The organism is Actinophytocola sp., assembly GCF_036402745.1.
In the GTDB taxonomy this organism is placed as follows: Bacteria; Actinomycetota; Actinomycetes; order Mycobacteriales; family Pseudonocardiaceae; genus Actinophytocola.
The window spans coordinates 13,594-34,523 of record NZ_DASWSJ010000134.1; the positions used below are offsets into that span (position 1 = coordinate 13,594).

20 protein-coding genes are annotated in these 20,930 nt (G+C 72.1%); 9 read left to right on the forward strand and 11 right to left on the reverse strand.

All coding sequences use genetic code 11. The annotated features are described in order from the left end of the window. Positions 1–46 precede the first annotated feature (46 nt). Positions 47–424 (forward strand): PPOX class F420-dependent oxidoreductase, encoded by a 378-nt coding sequence (locus VGD70_RS13340; protein WP_331081579.1) that lies wholly within the window; start codon positions 47–49, stop codon positions 422–424. Here VGD70_RS13340 and VGD70_RS13345 read toward each other — a convergent pair whose 3' ends face one another. From VGD70_RS13345 to VGD70_RS13355, 3 genes are read right to left on the reverse strand one after another with little or no spacing between them, the layout of a single operon-like run. Next, a complete protein-coding gene (locus VGD70_RS13345; RefSeq protein WP_331081581.1) occupies positions 425–1,045 on the reverse strand; it encodes an L-threonylcarbamoyladenylate synthase in 621 nt (206 codons plus the stop codon). 9 nt (positions 1,046–1,054) lie between these two features. Further along, positions 1,055–1,441, reverse strand: coding sequence for a DUF3037 domain-containing protein (locus VGD70_RS13350; protein WP_331081583.1), 387 nt, complete (start codon positions 1,439–1,441; stop codon positions 1,055–1,057). Beyond that, positions 1,425–2,219 carry a HipA family kinase gene (locus tag VGD70_RS13355; protein ID WP_331081584.1) on the reverse strand — a complete coding sequence of 265 codons (795 nt, stop codon included), beginning with the start codon at positions 2,217–2,219 and terminating at the stop codon, positions 1,425–1,427. The genes VGD70_RS13350 and VGD70_RS13355 overlap by 17 nt, the downstream gene beginning before the upstream one ends. 269 nt (positions 2,220–2,488) lie before the next feature. On the opposite strand from VGD70_RS13355, the gene VGD70_RS13360 reads away from it, so the two are divergent. Together VGD70_RS13360 and VGD70_RS13365 are read left to right on the forward strand one after the other, a co-directional pair. Continuing rightward, on the forward strand, positions 2,489–3,907 hold the full coding sequence (locus VGD70_RS13360) for an MFS transporter (protein WP_331081586.1): 1,419 nt from the start codon (positions 2,489–2,491) through the stop codon (positions 3,905–3,907). A gap of 14 nt (positions 3,908–3,921) precedes the next feature. Beyond that, positions 3,922–4,497, forward strand: a complete 576-nt coding sequence (locus VGD70_RS13365) for a TetR family transcriptional regulator (protein WP_331081588.1) — start codon at positions 3,922–3,924, stop codon at positions 4,495–4,497. A 4-nt stretch (positions 4,498–4,501) separates the two neighbouring features. Here VGD70_RS13365 and VGD70_RS13370 read toward each other — a convergent pair whose 3' ends face one another. Continuing rightward, positions 4,502–4,882, reverse strand: a complete 381-nt coding sequence (locus VGD70_RS13370; protein ID WP_331081590.1) for a VOC family protein — start codon at positions 4,880–4,882, stop codon at positions 4,502–4,504. A gap of 24 nt (positions 4,883–4,906) precedes the next feature. Then, positions 4,907–5,299 carry a nuclear transport factor 2 family protein gene (locus VGD70_RS13375; protein ID WP_331081592.1) on the reverse strand — a complete coding sequence of 131 codons (393 nt, stop codon included), beginning with the start codon at positions 5,297–5,299 and terminating at the stop codon, positions 4,907–4,909. A gap of 82 nt (positions 5,300–5,381) precedes the next feature. On the opposite strand from VGD70_RS13375, the gene VGD70_RS13380 reads away from it, so the two are divergent. Further along, a complete protein-coding gene (locus VGD70_RS13380; protein WP_331081594.1) occupies positions 5,382–6,002 on the forward strand; it encodes a TetR/AcrR family transcriptional regulator in 621 nt (206 codons plus the stop codon). A gap of 67 nt (positions 6,003–6,069) precedes the next feature. On the opposite strand, the gene VGD70_RS13385 is transcribed toward VGD70_RS13380, so the two are convergent. The 5 genes from VGD70_RS13385 to VGD70_RS13405 form a co-directional block, all read right to left on the reverse strand. Continuing rightward, positions 6,070–9,006, reverse strand: coding sequence for an FAD-dependent oxidoreductase (locus VGD70_RS13385; protein ID WP_331081596.1), 2,937 nt, complete (start codon positions 9,004–9,006; stop codon positions 6,070–6,072). Further along, entirely contained in the window at positions 9,003–9,854 is an 852-nt protein-coding gene (locus VGD70_RS13390; RefSeq protein ID WP_331081598.1) for a ferredoxin, read from the reverse strand. The genes VGD70_RS13385 and VGD70_RS13390 overlap by 4 nt, the downstream gene beginning before the upstream one ends. Then, positions 9,851–10,513 (reverse strand): DUF4142 domain-containing protein, encoded by a 663-nt coding sequence (locus tag VGD70_RS13395; RefSeq protein WP_331081601.1) that lies wholly within the window; start codon positions 10,511–10,513, stop codon positions 9,851–9,853. Before VGD70_RS13395 ends, VGD70_RS13390 begins: the two co-directional genes overlap by 4 nt. Before the next feature lie 86 nt (positions 10,514–10,599). Beyond that, on the reverse strand, positions 10,600–10,803 hold the full coding sequence (locus tag VGD70_RS13400; protein ID WP_331081603.1) for a hypothetical protein: 204 nt from the start codon (positions 10,801–10,803) through the stop codon (positions 10,600–10,602). 154 nt (positions 10,804–10,957) lie between these two features. Beyond that, positions 10,958–13,651: an ATP-binding protein gene (locus VGD70_RS13405; protein ID WP_331081605.1), complete on the reverse strand. Its 2,694-nt coding sequence runs from the start codon at positions 13,649–13,651 to the stop codon at positions 10,958–10,960. Positions 13,652–13,696: 45 nt separating this feature from the next. Here VGD70_RS13405 and VGD70_RS13410 point away from each other — a divergent pair, with 45 nt between their 5' ends. The 4 genes from VGD70_RS13410 (at position 13,697) to VGD70_RS13425 (ending at position 17,441) form a co-directional block, all read left to right on the forward strand. Further along, a complete protein-coding gene (locus VGD70_RS13410) occupies positions 13,697–13,936 on the forward strand; it encodes a hypothetical protein (protein ID WP_331081607.1) in 240 nt (79 codons plus the stop codon). 125 nt (positions 13,937–14,061) lie between these two features. Continuing rightward, positions 14,062–15,585, forward strand: a complete 1,524-nt coding sequence (locus VGD70_RS13415; protein ID WP_331081609.1) for a carboxylesterase/lipase family protein — start codon at positions 14,062–14,064, stop codon at positions 15,583–15,585. 447 nt (positions 15,586–16,032) lie between these two features. Continuing rightward, positions 16,033–16,266 (forward strand): hypothetical protein, encoded by a 234-nt coding sequence (locus VGD70_RS13420; protein WP_331081611.1) that lies wholly within the window; start codon positions 16,033–16,035, stop codon positions 16,264–16,266. A gap of 110 nt (positions 16,267–16,376) precedes the next feature. Continuing rightward, on the forward strand, positions 16,377–17,441 hold the full coding sequence (locus VGD70_RS13425; RefSeq protein ID WP_331081613.1) for a LacI family DNA-binding transcriptional regulator: 1,065 nt from the start codon (positions 16,377–16,379) through the stop codon (positions 17,439–17,441). Here the strand turns inward: VGD70_RS13425 and VGD70_RS13430 are convergent, their stop codons facing one another. Further along, positions 17,442–19,187: a carbohydrate-binding module family 20 domain-containing protein gene (locus VGD70_RS13430; RefSeq protein WP_331081615.1), complete on the reverse strand. Its 1,746-nt coding sequence runs from the start codon at positions 19,185–19,187 to the stop codon at positions 17,442–17,444. 213 nt (positions 19,188–19,400) lie between these two features. On the opposite strand from VGD70_RS13430, the gene VGD70_RS13435 reads away from it, so the two are divergent. Continuing rightward, positions 19,401–20,909 (forward strand): S8 family peptidase, encoded by a 1,509-nt coding sequence (locus tag VGD70_RS13435; RefSeq protein WP_331081617.1) that lies wholly within the window; start codon positions 19,401–19,403, stop codon positions 20,907–20,909. Positions 20,910–20,930 lie beyond the last annotated feature (21 nt).

Consider the following 20,930-nt stretch of genomic DNA (forward strand, 5'->3'; position numbering starts at 1 on the left):
CCGCTCGGTGGGAATAGCCCGGCCGAACGGGACGGTTGGCCCGATCATGACCAAGAAGCTGACCCCTGAAGACCTCGCCCTGCTGAGCGAGCCGCAGATCGCCAACGTGGCCACCGTCATGTCCGACGGGACCCCGCAGGTCACCCCGGTGTGGATCGACACCGACGGCGAGGCCGTGCTGTTCAACACCGCGAAGGGCCGGGTCAAGCACCGCAACCTGGTGCGCAACCCGAAGGTCGCCATCTCGGTCGTCGACAAGGCCGACCCGTACCGCACCCTCGTGCTGCGCGGCACGGCGGAGTTCGTCGACGAGGGCGCCGACGCCCACGCCGACGCGCTGGCCAAGAAGTACCTGGGCGTCGACCGCTACCCCGGCCACAACGACACCGAGCAGCGCGTGATCGTCCGGATCATCCCCGAGTAGTCACTCGAACCGGGCGAGGTCGCCGGCGCCCTCGCGGACGATCTCCAGCTCGTCGTTCGAGAAGTCGATCACCGTGGTGGGCTCGGTGCCGCACTCGCCGGAGTCGATCACCGCGTCCACCACGTGGTCGAGACGTTCCTTGATCTCCCAACCCTGCGTCATCGGCTCGTCCTCGCCGGGGAGCAGCAGCGTGCTCGACAGCAACGGCTCCCCCAGCTCGGCGAGGATCGCCTGCGCCACCGCGTGGTCCGGGATACGCACGCCGACGGTCTTCTTCTTCGCGTTCAGCAGGCGGCGCGGCACCTCCTTGGTGGCCGGCAGGATGAACGTGTAGCTGCCGGGCGTCGCGGCCTTGATGGCGCGGAACACCGTGTTGGACAGGTACACGAGCTGCCCGAGCTGGGCGAAGTCGTGGCACACCAGCGTGAAGTGGTGGCGGTCGTCGAGGTGGCGGATCTGGCGGATCCGCTCCATCCCCTCCTTGTTGCCCGGCAGGCACCCGAGCGCGAAGCACGAGTCGGTGGGGTAGGCGATGAGCCCGCCGCTGCGCAGGATGTCGACGACCTGGCTGATCGCGCGCCGCTGCGGGTTCTCCGGGTGCACGTCGAAGTACTTCGCCACGCGAGAAGACTAGGGGTGATCGCCCGGGGGCAGCACCTGGGTGCGCATCAGGTGGTCGAGCTCGCCCTGCGGGTCGTCGGTGAGGCCGGTGTGCGTCGGCGAGGTCTGGACGATCGTGCTGCGCGGCGCGGTGAGCCAGCGGAACCGCTGGCCCGGCGAGCTGTCGGCCATCGGCCCGGGGCCGTCGCACGCCTGGCTCCACGAGCGCAGCGCGTCGCGCAGGACGTCGAGGTCCAGGGCCGGGTCCAGGGCCCGCAGCCGGTCGGCGTCGACGTGGGTCCGGCAGCGCAGGAACCGCAGCGTCGCCGAGTAGACGATCGCGCCGACGTTCATGAACTCGCCGCGCTCCTGCCGCGGCACCGCGCGCACCAGCGCGTACTCAAACACGTGCGGCACGGGTCTCCTCCAGCTGCGCGACCCAGGTGCCGGCCTGCGCCAGCCTGGTGTCGAAGTACGCACGGTAGGCGGCGCGGGCGTCGTCGGGCGAGCCGAACGCCGGGTCGGCGGCGAGCCACTCGTCCGGCACGAGCGCGAGGACCCCGGTGAGCACGTCGGCGGTGACCAGCGGCCGCAGCGCGCGGTCGGCGTCGGCCACCGAGCCGGCCGCGGGCAGCATCACGTGGTCGCTCGCGTCGTAGCGGTATCCGGCCGCCGGCTGCCAGCCCGGGCCCCAGCGGTGGTGGAAGTACAGCGAGGCGCCGTGGTCTATCAGCCAGACCTCGCGGTGCCAGAGCAGCATGTTCGGGTTGCGCCAGCTGCGGTCGACGTTGAGCACGAGCGTGTCGAGCCACAGCAGCCGGGCGGCGAGGTCGGCGCCGGGGTCGCGCACGCGCGGGTTGAAGTCGAACGAGCCGGGCAGGTAGTCGAAGCCGAGGTTGATGCCGCCGCTCGCGTTGAGCAGGTCCTGGATCTCCTCGTCCGGCTCGGCCTTGGACAGCTGCGGGTCGAGCTCGACGAGCACGATCTCCGGCACCTTGAACCCGAGGCGGCGGGCCAGCTCGCCGACGATCACCTCCGCCACGAGCGCCTTGATCCCCTGGCCGGCGCCGCGGAACTTGAGCACGTACATGCCGAGGTCGTCGGCCTCGACCAGGCCCGGCAGCGACCCGCCCTCGCGAAGGGGCGTCACGTACCGGGTGGCCACGACGGTCCGCAGCCGGCTCGCTTGATCCACGACCGCATCATGCCCCAGCGGGCAACCAGGTTCCGGGCGCGGGCGCGGTCAGGCGGCCTCGGTCGCAGCCCTGGCGCCAGCCCGAGCACCGACACGTCCCGGTCCTTTCCGGTCAGCAACGCGAGTCCGGCGCCGCGGCCGGTTCGGACGCAACGCTAAAGCCGCGGTCGGGCGAAGGTCACACTCGATTGACCCGGCGGGGTGAACATCTGTTTACTCCAGGGGTGAACATCGGTTCACCGTCCCGGACGGACCAGTCCCGTCGGCTCATGATCGTGCTGTGCGGTTGCGGCATCACCGTGTCGCTGATGCACACCCTCGTCGTCCCGCTGCTGCCCGAGATCTCCCGGCTCATGGATCTCTCGCAGGACTCGGCATCGTGGCTGCTGACCGTCACGATGCTCTCCGGCGCGGTCTGCGCGCCCGTGTGCGGCCGGCTCGGCGACATGATCGGCAAGCGCAAGGTGCTGGCCGTCGCACTCGGCCTGATGACCGTCGGCTCGCTCGTGGGGGCGGTGGCCTGGTCGTTCGGCTCGCTGCTGGTCGCGCGGATGCTGCAGGGCGCGGCGTTCGGCGTGCTCCCGCTGGGCATCAGCATCCTCAAGGACGAGCTGCCGCCCGAGCGGGTGATGGCCGGGACCGCGACGATGAGCTCCACCCTCGGCGTCGGCGGCGCCATCGGCATGCCGACCGCGGGGGTGATCGCCGCGCTGCTGAGCTGGCACGCGGTCTTCTGGGCGGCGACCGGCGCGTCGCTCGTGATGCTGGTGCTCGTCGTGGCCTTCGTGCCGGAGTCGCCGATCCACACCGGCGGCCGGTTCGACGTCCTCGGCGCGCTGGGGCTCGCGACCGGGCTCGTGGCGCTCCTGCTCGCGATCTCGCAGGGCGCGCACTGGGGCTGGGCGAGCACGCCGACGATCGGGCTGTTCGCCGGGTCCGTGGTGGTGCTCGGCGTGTGGGCCACCCACCAGCTGCGGGTCCGCTCGCCGCTGGTGGACCTGCGCACGTCGACCCGGCCGGTCGTGCTGCTCACCAACCTCGCGACGACGCTCGTCGGGGTCGGCATGTTCGCGAGCTTCATGCTCACGCCGCTGCAGCTGCAGGCGTCGACCGCGACCGGGTACGGCTTCGGCGTGTCGGTGATGCTCGCCGGCGTGTGCATGCTCCCGATGGGGCTCGGCATGCTGTTCTTCTCCCCCGTGTCGGCGAAGATCTCCGCGCGCCGCGGGGCCCACGTCACGCTGCTGTGCGGCGCGCTGATCATGTTCGTCGCCAACGTGTGCCAGGCGCTGCTGCCGGGCGGGCTCCCCGTGCTGATCGCGGTGCTCATGCTGCTGTCGATCGGGACGGCGCTGTGCTTCTCGGCGATGCCGACGCTGATCATGAGCTGGGTGCCGGCCACCGAGACGGCGTCGGCGAACAGCCTCAACGCGTTGCTGCGGACGATCGGCACGAGCACGTGCGCGGCGATCGGCGGCACGTTCCTGGCGGCGTTCACCGTGCGGGTGGACGGCGCGGCGGTGGCGTCGTCGACGGGTTTCCAGCTGACCTACACGATCGCGGCCGGCGCGTCGCTGGTCGCCGCCGGCCTCGCGATGGCCGTGACGCTGGTGATCCGCCGGGCGGGCGGGCACGTCGCGGAGGTCACCGAGCTGGGCGGCGAGGCCGACGTCGACCTGGTCGCTTAGTAGGCTCGCCCGTCATGGGCACGGACCCGAGTGGTGCCGGGGCACCTGACGCCTCCGGGGCCGGGCAGACCAGGGACGCCATCCTGCGCGCGGCCCGGCGGCGGTTCGCGCAGCGCGGGTTCGCCGAGGTCGGGCTGCGGGACATCGCGCTGGACTGCGGGGTCAGCGCGGCGCTGGTCGTGAAGTACTTCGGCACCAAGGAGAACCTCTTCGCCGAGGCCGTGTCCTTCGAGACCGAGGCCACGGCCCTGCTCGACTGCGCGTTGCCCGGGCTGGGCGAGCACCTGGTCCGCACCCTGCTGGACCTGCACGAGCGGGCGCACTCGGACCCGTTCCTCCGCGCCGTCCTGGCGGCGTTCCGCCCCAACGGCGCGGAGTTCTCGGCGTCCTTCCAGCGCTACTTCGTCCAGCCGCTGGCCGCCCGCCTCGCCTGCGCGGACGCCCAGCTTCGCGCCGACCTGATCTGCGCCCAGCTGATCGGCCTGGGCGCCGTGCGGCTGGCGATCAACCTGCCCGGCGTGTCGGCGTTGACCGCCGAGCAGGTCGTCGCCCACTACGGCCCGCTGCTCCAGGGCCTGGTCGACGCCTGACCGCTCAGCCGCCGCCGTAGGGGACGGTGATGATCTCCAGGCTGTGGCCGTTCGGGTCGGACCAGTAGACGCCCCGGCCGCCGTCATGGTGGTTGACGCGGTTCGGCTCGTTGTGGAACGGGTCGGCCCAGTAGTCCAGGCCACGGTCGAGAATCCGGCCGAAGATCTCGTCGAACTCGTCGTCGGTGACCAGGAACGCGTAGTGCTGCGGCACCACCGCGCCCTCGACCTCCAGGACGTCGAGCGACACGTCGTTCGCGCACTGGACCACCAGGAACGGCCCGAACGGCGTCGGCTCCGGCAGACCCAGGACCGAGGCGAGGAACGACGCGGTCTCCCGCCTCTCCCGGGCGCTCACGATCGTGTGGTTCAGCTGGACAGGCATGATCCCCTCCCGAACTCGGCTCGCTCACTTCGCGAACGACGGCATCTCACCGGGCGCGATCAACGGGCCGCTGAGCTGGATGTGCGCGATCACCCACCGGCCGTCCTGCCGCACGACCACCACGCCGACCCGGAACGACCCGCTCGTGTCCCGGCCCATCGCGGTGGTCCGCTGCTGCTCGACGGCCTCGACGATCGCCGTCTCACCGTAGGTCCGCACGTGCGGATCCGTCACGGTGAACTCGTGGTTCTTCAGCCCGTGGACGTGCCGGCCGGCCCACTGGTCCCGGTTCAGGACGAACCCGACCGGCCCGATGCCGACGAAGTCCTCGGCGAACAGCTCCTTGTACGCGTCCACGTCGCCGTCGAGCTCGACGGAGGCCCACTGCTGGATGAGGTCCAGGATCTCGGTGCTCATGATCTTCTCCCTTGTTGTCGCTCTATCTTTAGTGTGACTCTAAGTTTGGAGTCACACCAAGTCAAGTGCTAACCTGAGAGACATGACCGAGCTCGGACTCCGCGAGCGCAAGAAGCAGCAGACGCGCCGCAAGATCCTCGACACAGCGCTGCGCCTGTTCGCGGCGCGCGGGTTCGACCAGGTACCGGTGTCCGAGGTGGCCCGCGAGGCCGAGGTCTCGGTGGCCACCGTCTTCAACTACTTCCCCACCAAGGAAGACCTGGTCTACGACGGCATGGACGACTTCGAGGTCGCCCTCGTCGACGCCGTGCGGCAGCGTCCGGCCGGCGAGCGGATGCTCGACACGTTCCGCCGCTTCGTCCTGCGTCCACACTCCCTTGTGGACCACCCGGAGGCGGTCGGGCGGATCGCCACCATCGCCAGGGTCATCACCGACAGCCCGGCGCTCCAGGCCCGCGAGCGGCAGGTGTTCGACCGCTACACGCGCGAGCTGGCCGAGCTGGTGGCGGCGGAGACGTCGGCGAAGCCGCACGACATCGGGCCGTGGGTGGTCGCGAACGCGTTGATGGGCGTCAACCGGGCGCTGAAGGACTTCGTGCACGGCCAGGCGCTGGCCGGCCGCACGGGCGCGCAGATCGCGAAGGACGTGCTCACGCAGGGCCGGCGCGCGCTGGCCCTGCTGGAAGCCGGCCTCGATTGTTGACGGCGGCGGCGCTGGCCTTGTCGCCAACACCGCCGCCGTTCACCGCGCCCGAAGCCGGGCTCAAGCTCTACCCGCGTCGCCGCCGCCCGCCGGGCTGCGTGCGCACCGGCCGCAGCCGGCCGTTGCTGTCCACCGGACCGAGCGGGCCGCTGGGCCGCACGGGCGGCATCCGGTCGTAGGAGTCCGACGCGCCACGCGGGTCGTAGGAGTCCGCCGGCCCCGGGCGACCGCCCCGCCGCGCGGGCGGCATGCGGTCGTAGGAGTCCGCCGGCCCACGACCGCGGGGATCGACCGGGCCGCGCGGGTCGGCCGGCGGTAGCTCGGCCGGGCCGCGACCGCGGGGATCGGCCGGCGGCAGCTGGTCGTAGGCGTCGGCCGGGCCGCGGCGGTCGACGGGCGGGAGCCGGCCGTAGGAGTCCGCCGGGCCGAGCCGGCCGCTCAGCGGCGGCGGGTCGCCACGGTCGTAACCGTCGTCGGCGCTGTGCCGGCCGGCCGGCTCGTCCCAGGCACCCTCGACCCGCCGCGGCGGCCGGTAGTCCGCCCGGCCGTCGACGGCCGGCATCCGGTCGAAGGAGTCCTGCGGTCCCCGACCGCGCGGGTCCACCGGCGGCATGCGGTCGAAGGAGTCGGCCGGGCCGCGACCACGCGGGTCGACGGCGGGCAGCCGGCCGTGGGAGTCCGCTGGGCCCACGCCCTGCACCGGCCGCAGGTGGCCGTTGACCGGCCGGCCGTTGCTGGTTACGTGACCCTGCACCGGCGGCATGCGGTCGAAGGAGTCCTCGGGACCACGGCCGCCGGGCACGGCCCGCAGCGGGCCACCCACCGCGGGCATCCGGTCGAACGAGTCCGCGGGACCGCGGCCGCCTGGCACCGCCCGCAGCGGGCCACCGACCGGAGGCATCCGGTCGAACGAGTCCTCCGGGCCCCGGCCACCCGGCCGCGCGGGCGGCATCCGGTCATAGGGGTCCGCCGGACCACCCGGCCGCACAGGCGGCATCCGATCAAAGGAATCCGCCGGACCACCAGGCCGCGCAGGCGGCATCCGGTCATAGGAATCCACCGGACCACCCGGCCGCACAGGCGGCATCCGATCGAACGAGTCCGCCGGACCCCGGCCACCAGGCGGCGCGGGCGGCATGCGGTCGTAGGAATCCTCCGGGCCGCGGCCCGGCCGGCTCTGGGCCTCCAGGTACCGCGCGAAACCCTCGGCCGGCGACATCCCGGTGTAGGAGTCCTCCGGACCCGGCCGCGGCCCACCGGGTGGCGGCCCGGCCGGCGGCGGCCCACCCACCGGCGGGAGCCGGTCGTAGGAGTCCGCCGGACCGCGCCCACCGGGTGCCATCCGGGCGTCGACCGGCCGCAGCCGCGCGGAGTCGGCCGGACCCACCGGCGCGATCCGCCCGGTCGTGGCCGGCGCGGGGGCGGCCATCCGGGCCGGCTGCATCCGCCCGCCCGGCTCGGCGGGACGGCCGGCGCCGACCGGCTGGAGCCGCTGGGACTGGTCCACCGGCAGGCCGTCCGGGCCGAGCACCGGCATCAGGCCGGTCGGGTCCACGGGGCTCGCACCGCCGACGGGCTGGATCCGGCCACGCGAGTCGGCCGGCCGCAGCCGCGCCGAGGACTGCACCGGGCCACCGTTGGCGGCCGGCTCGAGGTACCCCATGCTCGGCGCCGCCTGCTCCTCGCGGCGCGCCGGCTTGTCCTTCGCGGGCAACGAGTGCTTGCCCCGTCGCTTGGCCGCGAGCCCGGGGGTCGCGGGGGTGGCCGGCGCGGTGCGGCCGGCCGGCGCCTCGCTCGCGGCGGCGGGCAGGCCGCGCTTGGGCACCGGGTTCTGCCGCGCGACGCTGTCGGTCCACGACAGCACCGACGACGGGCAGTCGACGCCGACCACGCCCATCAGCCGGCCCTCGCGGGCGTAGCCGAAGACCGTGCCGGTGCCGTCGTCCGGGCTGCCGAGCGCCACGATGTCCTTGCCGAGCTTCGGCACGCCCGCGGCCTGGATGCGCACGCCGTACTGCTCGGTCCAGAACCGGGGCATCGGCGTGAACGGGTCCGACGCCGCCCGGCCGGCCAGCAGGTTCTCCGCGGCGGCGCGGCCCATCTCGATCGCGTTGAGCCAGTGCTCGATGCGCCGGGGCACGTCGTCGAAACGCACGTTGGGCCACTGCGCGACGTCGCCGGCAGCCACCACGTCCTCGGCGCCGACCACGTGGCAGGTCGGCTCGCAGACCACGCCGTCGTCCAGCGGCAGGCCGGACCCGCGCAGCCACGACGTGGACGGCACGGTGCCGGTGGCCAGGACCACGCAGGAGGCGAGCATCGTCGTGCCGTCGGCCAGCTGCAGCCCGATGCCCTCGGGGCGCGGGTGCCACTGCTTGACCGAGGTGCCGAGCGCGAGGTCGACGCCGTGGTCGCCGTGCAGGCCGGTCAGCCACTCACCGAGCGCGGGCCCGAGTACGTTGCCGAGCAGGTTCGGCGAGCGGCCGATGAGGGTGACCTCGCGGTCCATGTGCCGCAGGCTCGCCGCGATCTCGCAGCCGGTGAACCCGCCGCCGATCACCGCCACCGGGCCGCGGCTCGAGCTGATCGCCCGCTCCAGGTCCAGCGCGTCGGGCAGCGTGCGCATCACCAGCACCCGCGGGTCGTGGTAGGGCACGCCGTTCTGGCGCCGCGCCTCGACCCCGCTGGCGATGATGAGCCCGTCGTACTTGATCTCCTCGCCGCCGGGCAGGTGGACGACCCTGCTGTGCGGCAGCAGGTACTGGACGGGCGTGTTCAGCCGCCACTTCGCGCCGACGTCCTGGTATGCCGGAAGCATCAGGTCATTGGGCCGCATCGTGCCGTTGAGCAGCTGCTTGGACAGCGCCGGCCGGTGGTAGGGCGGGGTCCGCTCCTGCCCGATGATGACGATCTCGCCCTCGAAACCCTTCTCGCGGAGCCGTTCGGCGGACCGAAGTCCGGCCAGCCCGGCTCCCACCACGACGATCCGCTCAGCACGGTTCATCGGCTGCGTACCTCCTGCAACTGGATCGCCTGCATGGGGCAGGAACGTGCCGCCGCCTGTGCCCCGGCGCGGCTTCCGGTGTCCGGGTCGCGTACGTACCGCAGGCGACCGTCCGCCAGGAGCTGGAAGAGCTCCGGGGACTCGGCCTGGCAGATCCCGTACCGCCGGCACCGCTGGTTGTCGACGCTGACCTGTACTTTCTTTCCGTTGACGCCTCTGTTCGGTGCCTCCGCGGGGTCCATGTCCGCCACGTGCGGCGGGGTGGCTGCCGGGGCCGCGCTGAGCAGCCCGGCCTTGATCAGCACCCGCGGTGGGGTGAACCGCAGGGCCGTGAGCGTCACCGCCGGCGTCACCGCCGTCAGCCCGCCCAGCCAGAGCACCGCGAGGTGCCCGTTGGCGATGGCGCCGAACCACGAGTGCACGACGACCATGGCGACGGCCGGGTACGCCAGCTGGTGGAACCGCAGCCAGCGCCGGTACTTCACGAAGCGCCGCAGCCCGGTGGCGAGGGTGATCGCGACCATGATCTCGAGGCCGAGGATGCCCAGCGTGTGCCGGAGCTTCCCGGTGAACGGCACCACGAGCCCGGCGATCGACATCGACTGCTCGCGGAGCAGCAGGAACACGATGGCGTGCGTGATGCCGGTCGCGAGCGTGAGCGAAGCCAGGATCATGTGGCCGGAGCGGATGGCCTGGTGCCCGGTGAGCCGCTTGATCCAGCCGGTGGCGGTGAAGATGCCCCAGCAGAGCGTGAAGCACATCAGGACGTAGGCCGAGCGGGCCGAGAACGCGGCCACCTCGCGGATGCCGATGTCGTGCTGCGGCAGGGCGATCGTGATGGCGTTCACTCGGCCGACCCTCGCGTGCTGAAGGTGCGGACGACGGCCAGCGTGGTGGCGATCATGACGACCACCACGATGCCGCCGACGAGCATGTCACTGCGTCCCAACGAGTTCTCCGGGTAGGCGATGGTCCGGGCCGAGGCCTCCGCGAACATCCCGTGGTCGGACGAGACGTCGCCGGTGCCCTCGAGCAGGGTCATGTGCTTCATGACGATGTTGTTGGCCTGTTGGGCGAAGTCGCGGATCGCCGCGTTGCGGGTGCCGGCCCGCACCTCGGCGACGAGCCCGAAGACGGTCCCGTGCGCGGCACGCAGCCGGTCGGCGAACGTCCGGTCGAACTCGAGGCCGTTCTTGCTGGAGATGTCGGCGATCCACGACTTCTGCGACGAGGTCGGCTGGTCGGGCAGCTTCACGTTGAACTGCCGGGCCAGCTGCGCGACGATCGTGTTGAGCTTCGTGTGGTCCTGCGCCAGGACCTTGCCGACGTCCTTGACCGTCTGGGTGCTGCCGCGTTCCTGGGCCAGCACACCCATCGGAATCTCCCACAGGTTCGCGAAGCGAATAACCGTGAGGAACTCCCGGTCGAGCCTTTCGATGCCCTGGGAGTCCGCCTTTGCCTGGCCGGCCTGGCTCGAGGACTGGCTGGCCAGAGCGATTCCGGCCACCGGGCAGGCCGCACCCACGACCGCCAGGAGCCCCGCCACGAGCCAGCGTAGAATTCCGCGCCGCATCATCATCCGCCCGCGGCCGCTCAGAATTGTCTCATTCCCGAACCGGTAATTCCTTTGGCTAATTCGTTCGGTGCGACGTTCACATTCTTCATGCCGTATCCGTTGTTACTGCTGTTGCCGTATTCACTGTCGGCGCCTTCGCGCAGCTCACAACCACTGAGCAGCACCGACGCCACCGCGGCGAGAACCGCGAGGCCGGCGATCCCAGTGTTACGAATCCGCATTTGGACACGACTCCTCTACGACGCTTTTCTCAGGACGACCATTTCGCGTCAACGACGTTGTTTGGACACGGCTCGCCCATCACCAACGCCCCTATATACGTGGGATAACGGCTCGAACGTTCAGCAGAGGTTCGAGCGGTTCATGTGACATGGATCACAAAGGTGAACTGAACCGTCCGGACCCCGGATCCGTAGCGCCGCGCCGGAGCCGGTCGAGGTCGGCCACGAAGCTCGCCGAGCGCTGCCCGCCGACTTCCCGCCACCGCGCGTCGGCCAGCCGGAGCAGCCGTTCCGCCGCCGCTCGATCGGTCGCGACGAGGCACATCGTGTCGAGCACGACGGCCAGCGCACGGCGGTCCGCCTGCGCGTTGGCGACCTTGGCAGCCTGGTCGAGCGCGACCGCGGTGGGCGCGCCGAGCCGGGCGAGCACGAGCGCCTGGCGGCAGCGGCTGTACACCGCGTGCACCGGCAGGCCGGCGGCGGCGAGCTCGGTCGCCGCCCGCCCGTAGAGCTCGACGACCCGGCGCAGCGGCGCGGTGTCCGCCGCCCCGGCGCGCTGCTCGATCAGCAGGGCCTGGCAGTCGGAGATCCAGCCGACGCCCTCGGACGTCCGGCGCCACCAGCGGTGCTCCTCCACCAGAGCGAGCGTGGCGGCGGCCCCGGCCTCGTTGCCACGCAGGACCCGCAGCCGCGCGATCCAGCCGAGCAGCGGCGCGCCCGCGCCGTCGAGCTCGAGCGAGTGCACCAGGTTGTACGCGGCCACGGCGGTCTCCTCCGCTCGCGCGAGCCGCCCGACGGCCTCGTTGGTGCGGCTGAGCCAGATCAGCGAGCGGTGCTCGCCCCAGCGGTCGCCGACGCCGCGGTAGTGCTCGGCACTCTCGGTGAGCCGGCGGTCGGCGTCGGCGAACTCGCCGCGCAGGGCGTGCCCGATGCCGGCCACGATCGTCGCGCAGGCCATCAGCCACGGGTCGCTCAGCTCGGTGGCGAGGTACACCGCCCGCGCGATCATCGCGTCGCCGTCGTCGTGCTGGTTCTCCCGGTAGCAGGCGAACGCGTTGACGAACATGCAGTAGCCGTACTCGACCGTGCGGGTCATGCCGAGCTGCTCGAGGATCGCCTTGGCCTGCCGGCCGTGCACGCGGGCCGCCGGCTCGACCGCCTTGTGCCCCACCGAGCCGAGGTGGCAGGACCAGATGAGAGCACGCACCCGGCGCACCGGGTCCTGCTCGGTCGAGCGGATGTCGATCGCGCGCGCGAGGCCGGCCCAGCCGAACGCGCGGTCGCCACGCATCCACAGGTACCAGCCGAGGGCCGCGCCGAGGCGCAGCGCCAGGTCGTGGTTCCCGGTGCGGCAGCACCACTCGAACGCGGCACGCAGGTTGTCGTCCTCGCGCTCGAGCAGCCGGACGGCGTCCGCCTGACGTGCGTCGCGCAGCGCGTCGGACTGCCGCTCGGCCAGCTCGACGTACAGCTCGGCGTGGTGCCGGCGGGCCTTCTCGACCTGGCCGCGCTCGGCGAGCCTGCCGGCGGCGTACTCCCGCAGCGTCTCCAGCATCCGGTAGCGCATCGCGCCGTCGTCCGCGGGCTTGGCCTGCAGCAGTGACTTGTCCACGAGCCGGACGACGAGGTCCGCCGTCGTCGCCCGGCACAGCCCCACCCGGTCGGCGAGGTCCTCGGCCGCGGACAGGGAGAACCCGCCGCGGAAGACGGCCAGGTGGGCGAAGACCTCCTTGGCGGGCTCGTCGAGCAGGTCGTGGCTCCAGTCGACGACGGCCTCGAGCGTGCGGTGCCGGGACACCGTCCGCGAGCCGCTGGTGAGCAGGCGGAATCGGTCGGCGAGACGTTCGGTGATCTGGCGCGGGGTGAGCGCGCGCACCCGGGCGGCGGCGAGCTCGATCGGCAGCGGGAGCCCGTCGAGGCTGCGGCAGACCCGGGCGACGTCGGCGACGTTGCCCGCGGTGAGCCGGAATTCGGGGTCGGCCGACTGGGCGCGATCGACGAACAGCTGGACGGCCGCGTACTTGCGCACGTCGTGCTCGCGGTGGTCGAGGGCGGGGACGGCGAGCGGCCGCACGGAGAACGTCGTCTCGCTGGCCATGCCGAGGGCCTCCCGGCTCGTGGTCAGGAGCGTGGTGCCGTCGGTGCGGGTGAGCAGCGCCTCGGCGACGGAGGCGACGTCGTCGAGGATCTGCTCGCAGTTGTCGAGAACGAGCAGGACCCGCCGGCCGTTGAGCGCGGCGACGAGGGCCTCGTCGGTCGGGCCGCGGCCCGGCGGGCCGTAGGACGAGCGCAGCGTGTTGAGCAGGGCGCGGCAGAGGTCGTCACCGGCGCGGTAGTCGGCCAGGTCAGCGAGGTAGGCGCCGTCCGCGCAGGTGGTGCTGACCTCGCCGGCGAGTACGTGGAGCGTCTCGCGGGCGAGCCGGGTCTTACCGACGCCGCCCGGGCCGACCAGGGTGACCAGCCGGCTGCGCGCGATGAGCCCGTGCAGCTCGGTGAGCTCCTGGTCGCGGCCGACGAACGAGGTGATCGACCGGGCGGCCTCCTTCGGCCGCGGGCGGGCGGCGGTGGCCGTACCGACGAGCCGGACCCACGCCCTGGCCGCCGTCTCCTTGTGCTCGACCTGCACGGGCGCGTACTCCGCGGGCTGGACGAGGTCGGGCGCGTGCCGGATGACGTCCTCCCACACGCGGTCGGAGGTGATGACCGCGAGCGCCGCGCCGGAGCCCTCGAGCATCCGTTTGAGCGCGGGCGCGTCGGTCAGCCGGAAGACGTGGTTCACCGCCGTGCCGACGATGCCGTGGTCGTCGGTGTCGACCTCGCCGGTGTGAATTCCGATTCTCAGCCGCAAGCGCGCGACGTCGCTGGAGACGGCGTTGTGCTGGCGTAGGCCGGCATGTATCCAGTCGATCAGCTGGGATATCAGTACCGCGGTGCGAACGCGCGGGGAAATGGCGACGACCGCGCCGTCCCCGCGATCTTCGAGGTAGTAGTCGGCGGCCTCGATGTGGCAATTGTGGAAACCGTGTTCCAGCAGGTCGTACAGGACGCGACGGACGTGGTGCCGGACCGAGTCGGTACGGGTTCGATCACCGAAGGCCGCGATATCGATGATCAAAAGTCCGCACTGGCCTGACGGCCTCCAATTGTCCCCCATGAGTGGATTTTGCCTCGCGTCGTGGATGGTTCGGGCAGGGACCTAGCTAACCATCTTCTTCCATGGTGCGATTGATGAACACCGGATCGATGGACGGAGTTGTCATGAGATCGGTTGTGGTCCTCCTCGCGGCTGCTCTGGGTGCCGGGCTCGTGCCGGCCTCGCCCGCCACGGCCTCGCCCGCCACCGCCTCGCCCGGTGTGGTGCGGACCGACGCGGGGCTCGTACGGGGCACGTCCGACGGGACGCTCCGGCTGTTCCGGGGGATCCCGTTCGCTCGGCCGCCGGTCGGTTCGTTGCGGTGGCGGGCACCGCGGCCGGTGCGGCCGTGGCACGGCGTGTACGACGCGACGGCCCCGCGCAGCCAGTGCGCGCAGATCGCGCCGGCGTACGGCGGGTCGACCACCTACGACGAGGACTGCCTGTACCTCAACGTCAGCGCGCCCGAACGCCCGCACGGGCGGCTGCCGGTGATGGTGTGGCTGCACGGCGGCGCCAACCTCACCGGTTCCGGGAGCAGCTACGACACATCCGCGCTCGTCCGCGACGGCTCGGTGGTCGTCGTGACGGTGAACTACCGGCTGGGCGTGTTCGGGTGGCTCGCGCACCCGGCGTTCGAGTCCTCGGAGCCAGGGCTGCAGGCGGGGAACTACGGGCTGCTCGACCAGCAGGCGGCATTGCGCTGGGTGCGGCACAACGCGGCGGCGTTCGGCGGCGATCCGGGCAACGTGACGCTCTTCGGCGAGTCGGCCGGCGCGGCGGACACCTGCGCGTCGCTGGTCTCCCCCACGGCGGCCGGGCTGTTCCACAAGGTGATCATGCAGAGCTACAGCTGCACGTTCCCGGCCCGCACGGTCGCGGCCGCCGAGCAGGACGCGGTCCGGGTGGCGTCCTCGGCCGGCTGCGCCGACGCCGGCTGCCTGCGCGGGCTGCCCGCGAAGACGCTGGTGGACCGGTTCGCGGCGCTGAGCGGGTCGACCGGCCCGGTCGCCGGCGGTGACGGCGTGCTCCCCCGCCAGCCCGCCGACGCGATCGCGCGCGGCCGGTTCAACCGGGTGCCGGTGATGCACGGCAACAACCTCGACGAGATGCGCCTGTACGTCGCGCTGTTCTACCCGCAGCCGATCACCGCGGCGCGATACGAGGCAATCGTCCTGTCGACCTACGGCTCCGAGGTGCTGGCGCGCTATCCGGCGGCCCGCTACCCGGAGCCGCGCATCGCGCTGGCCACCATCGAGACCGACTTCGGCGGCCCGCTGTCGACGTGCACGCATCTCGACGCGTACCGCCTGCTGGCCGACGCGCGGGTACCGGTCTACGCATACCAGTTCGCCGATCGCGGGGCGCCACCGTTGATCGACGTGCCGGGGTTCGACGAGGGCGCGGAGCACGCGACCGAGCTGACGTTCCTGTGGCCGGGCCTGCTCGGTGCGCTGGACGGACCGCAGCAGCGCCTCGCCGCGCGCATGGTCGGCTACTGGACCTCGTTCGCCCACAAGGGAAGGCCTGCTGGCTGGCCACGCTTCCACGACGCCGACGACGTACTCGGCCTGGCACCCGGACACGTGGGGACGGTCGACATCGCCCGGCAGAGCAACTGCGCCTTCTGGTCGGGCCTCAGCGGCTGACCGCGACGTGCCGTTCGGGCATCGGCACGTCGCCACCTCCGGCCGATGAGCTCTCAGGGAACGAGCGGCCGCACCTCCTCTGCCGCGAACCGGACGAAGCCCTCGGGTCGGGCTCGTCGCCCGTGGGCTGGAGAACGACGGTGTCGGCCCCGGCGAGCCCGTGCACGGCCGCCGCGATGGTGGCCGCGTCCGTGACGGTGACGTGGTGGTGGTCGGTGCGGCGGCCGCACGCACCACGCCCCGCAGCCGCTCGGGCGGCAGCTGAGGCCGGAAACACCAAGACCAGTCATGCCCATGTCGTACCAGACCGGTCCGACAGTCCACTGTGGAGCGGCAAACCCCGGCTCAGCGTGGTCGGCGTACACACGATAGGTGCACAGCCAAGGCTCGCGGCGCCGCCCCGGGCTAGGTTCGGCGCACCAAGTTGATCACACCCAGGGAGAACCCATGATGCGCAACCTCATGGCCGCGACCGTCGGCACGGCCGCAGCACTGCTGGCCCTCGCCCCCGCGGCCGCCGCCGACGTCGCCGGTCACCTCGCCGGTCCCATCGCCGGTCCCCTCGCCACCCAGGCCGACCCGATCACCGGCATCGTCACCGACAGCGTCGGCCTGGCCGGCGACGTGACGGGCGCCGGCCTCGCCCTGGGCCTGGGCAGCACCCACGGCGTACTGGGCTGACCCCGCCAGAGGCTTGCTGAAAGTCCACGCAAGGTCTTTCATTCAGAGGCACGGGACATGCCCGCCCTGGAGGGAGGACGCCGGCCGTGGCTGACATAGAGTCAGGCGGTGTGACCGCTCGTCTCAGTGACATCGCCGCACAGGCCGGGGTCAGCGAGGCGACGGTCAGCCGGGTGCTCAACGGCAGGGCCGGGGTCTCGACCTCCACCAGGCAGGCCGTCGTCACCGCGATGGACGTCCTCGGCTACGAGCGCCCGCCCAAGCTGCGGGCTCGCAGCGCCGGGCTGATCGGGCTGATCACCCCCGAGCTCAGCAACCCGATCTTCCCCGCGCTGGCCCAGGTCATCGAGCAGGTGCTCACCAGCCGCGGCTGGACCCCCGTGCTGTGCACCCAGACCCCCGGCGGCTCCACAGAGGACCAGCTCACCGACCTGCTGGTCGACCGGGGCGTCACCGGGATCATCTTCGTCTCCGGGTTGCACGCCGACTCGACGGCCGACATGAACCGCTACGTCAAGCTCGCCGGCCGCGGCGTCCCGTTCGTGATGATCAACGGCTACACGGAGAAGGTGTCGGCGCCGTTCGTGTCCACCGACGACCGCGCGGCCGTGCGGCTGGCCGTGTCGCACCTGGTGGAGCTGGGCCACGAGCGCATCGGCCTCGCGATCGGGCCGCGCCGGTTCGTGCCGGTGGTGCGCAAGATCGAGGGGTTCGTGCAGCACATGCGCACGCTGCTGCCGGTCACGGCGGAGGAGGCCGAGGAACTGGTGCAGCACTCCCTGTTCACCGTCGAAGGTGGACAGGCGGCGGCGACCGCGCTGCTGGACCGGGACTGCACCGCCATCATCTGCGGCAGCGACCTCATGGCGTTCGGGGCCATCCGCGCGGCACGGCAGCGCGGCCTGTCGGTGCCGCAGGACGTGTCGGTCGTCGGCTTCGACGACTCGCCGCTGATCGTGTTCGCCGACCCGCCGCTGACCACGCTGCGCCAGCCGGTCGAGGCCATGGGCCAGGCCGCGGTCAACGCGCTGCTGGAGGAGATCGGCGGCACGCCGGCGCCGCACGCGGAGTTCGTGTTCATGCCCGAGCTCGTCGTCCGCGGCTCGACCGGCGCCGGCCCGCGCCGATCCCAGCGGCAGGGCGACCGTGGCGTCACCCTGCCGCCGAGCCAGTGATCAGCGCCGGAACCAGCCGCCGTCCACGGACAGCGTGCCGCCGGCCGGGGTGCGCAGGGTCCGGTTCGCGCCGGTCTCCCAGATCACGGGCTGGCCGTCCTGCCTGATGACGAACTTGTACTCGACGCTCGTGTTCGGGGGCAGCGTGGCAGTGGCGGACCAGCGCGGATAGGTGCCGGTGCCGGTCGTCAGCGGCACCGCGGCGGCCGGGTTCCAGGCGCCGAGCTCCGCGATGTCGCCGACGACGTAGACGTTCTGGCCCCACACGGTCTCCGCCTGCACGGTGTAGCCGGCGGTGACCTGGCCCGGGTTCGGCGCGCCCGTGCCGCCGGGGTGGAACGCGACCGCGCCCTTGGCCGGCACGGCGAGCGTGGCCCGGCCGCCGCTGACGGTCACCTGGCTCGCGCAGGCGTTGACCACGTTGCAGTACGTGCCGTCCGCCAGGCCGGTGGTGTACTGCGCCGTGTGGGTGGCGCCGGTGTTGTTGATGGCGACGAAACCCGCGCCGCCCCGGCCGAAGCCGATGACGTTGGCCGCCGGGGACTGCCAGTTGGTCACGTTCGCGCCGCCGACCGCGTTGTGCCAGCCGACCATGCCCGCCACGGCCGGGTCGCGGTCGAGGCAGTGCCAGCCGCTGCCGCAGGTGGTGTCGGTGACGAACCCGTTCGAGTTCGGCGGCGCCTGGTCGGTGTTGCCGAAGTCGAACCCCGCGTAGACGGTCGGCGTGGTGTGCTTCCAGGCGAGCTGGAAGACGTTGGCGAGCGTGGCCGTGGCGCCGTCCTTGTAGGTGAGGTGGCGGCCGTTGCGCTCGGTGTCGTGGTTGGTGACGAAGGAGACCGAGTTGGCGGCGGGCAGGATGCCCCAGCTCGGGCCGAAGGACGACAGCGTCGCGATGTCGCCCTGGAAGGCGCTCTTCATCTTGTCCGCGTAGGTGAAGTCGAGCACGTCGCCGCTGCCGTAGTAGTCGCTCGGCGCCGGCGGCTCGCCGGGGAAGACCTCGTGGAAGACGAACGGGCGGGTCCCCGAGGTGGTGTTGTCGAGCTGCCCGACGATGGCGGCGAGCTCACCGCTCGGGATGTGCTTGGCCGCGTCGACCCGGAAGCCGTCCACGCCGAGGGCGAGCTGCGAGTTGAGGTAGCCGGCGATCGTGCCGCGCACGGTGGCGTCGCTGGTCTTGAGGTCGGGCAGGTCGAGCAGCTCGCAGTGCTGGACCTCCCACACGTCGCCCCAGTTGCTGATCGAGTGGTTGCAGACGTCCACGTTGTACTGGCCGCGGGTGTACATCGGCGGGTTGTACTTGTCGGTGACGACCGTGCCGTCGTAGCCGGTGCCGGTCTGCGCGCCGGTGTGGTTGATCACGGCGTCGGTGTAGACCTTGACGCCGACGCCGTGGCACGCGGTGACCATCGCGGCGAACTGCGCCTGGGTGCCGAACCGGCCGTTCAGCCGGTAGCTGTAGGGCTGGTAGACGTCCCACCAGACACCGCTGGGATGGCGCAGCGACTCCGCGGGCGGGGCGACCCAGACGGCGCCGTAGCCCGCGGGGTCGAGGTGGTCGCGGCACTCGGCGGCGACCGAGCGCCAGTTCCAGGACCAGAGGTTGGCGATCACGTCGCCGTTGGGGACGCCGGTGTCGGCGGCGGCGACCGTGCCCGCCGCGGCGGGTGCCGCCGGGATCAGCACGGCGCCGGACAGCAGCACGGCCAGGGCGGACAGGACGGTTGCACGCAGGGATCTTTCTCGCATTGCGATCTCTCCTCGTCGAGAGCCTTGCGAAAGAGACTGAAACTTCTTGCAGGCTAGCGCCGGCCCGGTTGTGCTGTAAACGCCAGGACGCGCGGATTGGGCCGAACGGCCGACCACCCCTACGACCATCCGTAGTCCCTTGCACACCACACGTCACCTGTTGGTGTGACACTCGTTTAGGGGGTCAACTGTTGCCGCTGGTTGGAGGCTTTCATGCTCGGTCGTTCTTTACGCGGCCAGGCCAGACGCCGGTCCTTGGGACAGGCCGCTCTCGCCGCCGCGATCGTCGTTCTTCCCCTGGGTCTCGGTGTCCCCGCCGCCGCCGCACCGGGCGCGGTGCTCGCGCCACTGTCGGCGTCGCTGGCCCGGACCCTCGACACGGCGGCCGCCGCGCTGCCGATGACCGTGCTCGTGCACGGCAAGGACCTCGCCGCCGCCGATGCCGCCGTCCGGCAGGCCGGGCTGGCCGAGGTCACCAGCTTCGACCGCATCGGCGTGGTCGCCGCCAGCGGCACCGCGAGCCAGGTGCGGGCCGCGCGCGCCCTTCCGGGCGTCACCTATGTCGAGGGCAACGACCCCATCCGGCTCTTCGCGAGCTCCGGTACCACCGCCACCCGCAGCCTGGCCGCCCAGCAGACGCTGGTGGGGGCCAACGGCGCGAAGCTGGACGGCACCGGGGTGTCCGTCGCGGTGATCGACAGCGGCGTCGACCCGACCCACCCGGCGTTCACGGGCGCCGACGGCCAGACGCGCGTGGTGCGCAGCCTCAAGGGCGTGTGCCTCACCGAGGACCCGCCGACCAGCAGCTGCCTGGTCGACGTGCCCACGTTCGTCGACACCGACGTGCTCTCGGGCGGTGGGCACGGCACGCACGTCAACGGGATCGCGGCGGGCAACAACTACACGCTGTCCAACGGGACCACGGTCGGCGGCTCCGCGCCCGGTGCCAAGATCGTGTCGCTGTCGGTCGGCGCCGTGCTGCTGATCATCGGTGCGGACTCCGCGCTGAACTGGGTCCTGGAGAACCACGCCGCCCCGTGCGGCGCCGGCGTGCCGGCCGCGACCTGCCCGCCGATCAAGGCGATCAACAACTCCTACGGCCCGTCCGGCGGCGGCACGTTCGACCCGAACTCGGCCACCGCGAAGATCCAGCGCCAGCTGGCCGCGGAGGGCGTGGTCACGGTGTGGGCGAACGGCAACGACGGCGGCGACGGCTCGGCGAACCTGTCGAACCCACCGGGCACCGACCCGACCCCGGGCATCCTGTCCGTGGCGTCCTACAACGACCTGGGCACCGGCACCCGCGACGGCTCCGTGTCCGACTTCTCCTCGCGCGGTGCCGCGGCCGACTCGGGCACCTGGCCGGACATCTCCGCGCCGGGTGAGAACATCGTCTCGGCGTGCCGGCTGTACCTGCCGATCTGCTCCACCGGCCTGCAGCCGATGAACGGCCCCGGCGCGCTGGACGTGGGCACGTACAACGTGATCAGCGGGACGTCGATGGCGGCGCCGCAGATCACCGGCATCGTGGCCCAGCTGTTCCAGGCCAAGCCGTCGGCCACGGCGGGCGAGATCGAGGACGTCCTCAAGTCGACGGCGTACAAGTACACCGCGGGCGCGCCCTACCAGGCGGCCGGGCCGTACCTGTCGAGCTTCGACAAGGGCACGGGCCTGGTCGACGTGGTGGCCGCGGCCACCGCGCTCGGCGCCGGCCCGGCCTGACGACGCGGCCGGCGGCCTCGC

What these genes read in the sequence shown, in the direction of transcription:
- VGD70_RS13340 (WP_331081579.1), top strand. Translation starts at nt 47, where the DNA reads ATGACCAAGAAGCTGACCCCTGAAGACCTCGCCCTGCTGAGCGAGCCG.
- VGD70_RS13400 (WP_331081603.1), bottom strand. Translation starts at nt 10,803, where the DNA reads ATGCGGATTCGTAACACTGGGATCGCCGGCCTCGCGGTTCTCGCCGCG.
- VGD70_RS13385 (WP_331081596.1), bottom strand. Translation starts at nt 9,006, where the DNA reads ATGAACCGTGCTGAGCGGATCGTCGTGGTGGGAGCCGGGCTGGCCGGA.
- VGD70_RS13430 (WP_331081615.1), bottom strand. Translation starts at nt 19,187, where the DNA reads ATGCGAGAAAGATCCCTGCGTGCAACCGTCCTGTCCGCCCTGGCCGTG.
- VGD70_RS13420 (WP_331081611.1), top strand. Translation starts at nt 16,033, where the DNA reads ATGATGCGCAACCTCATGGCCGCGACCGTCGGCACGGCCGCAGCACTG.
- VGD70_RS13365 (WP_331081588.1), top strand. Translation starts at nt 3,922, where the DNA reads ATGGGCACGGACCCGAGTGGTGCCGGGGCACCTGACGCCTCCGGGGCC.
- VGD70_RS13370 (WP_331081590.1), bottom strand. Translation starts at nt 4,882, where the DNA reads ATGCCTGTCCAGCTGAACCACACGATCGTGAGCGCCCGGGAGAGGCGG.
- VGD70_RS13415 (WP_331081609.1), top strand. Translation starts at nt 14,062, where the DNA reads ATGAGATCGGTTGTGGTCCTCCTCGCGGCTGCTCTGGGTGCCGGGCTC.
- VGD70_RS13435 (WP_331081617.1), top strand. Translation starts at nt 19,401, where the DNA reads ATGCTCGGTCGTTCTTTACGCGGCCAGGCCAGACGCCGGTCCTTGGGA.
- VGD70_RS13410 (WP_331081607.1), top strand. Translation starts at nt 13,697, where the DNA reads ATGTATCCAGTCGATCAGCTGGGATATCAGTACCGCGGTGCGAACGCG.
- VGD70_RS13380 (WP_331081594.1), top strand. Translation starts at nt 5,382, where the DNA reads ATGACCGAGCTCGGACTCCGCGAGCGCAAGAAGCAGCAGACGCGCCGC.
- VGD70_RS13360 (WP_331081586.1), top strand. Translation starts at nt 2,489, where the DNA reads ATGATCGTGCTGTGCGGTTGCGGCATCACCGTGTCGCTGATGCACACC.
- VGD70_RS13375 (WP_331081592.1), bottom strand. Translation starts at nt 5,299, where the DNA reads ATGAGCACCGAGATCCTGGACCTCATCCAGCAGTGGGCCTCCGTCGAG.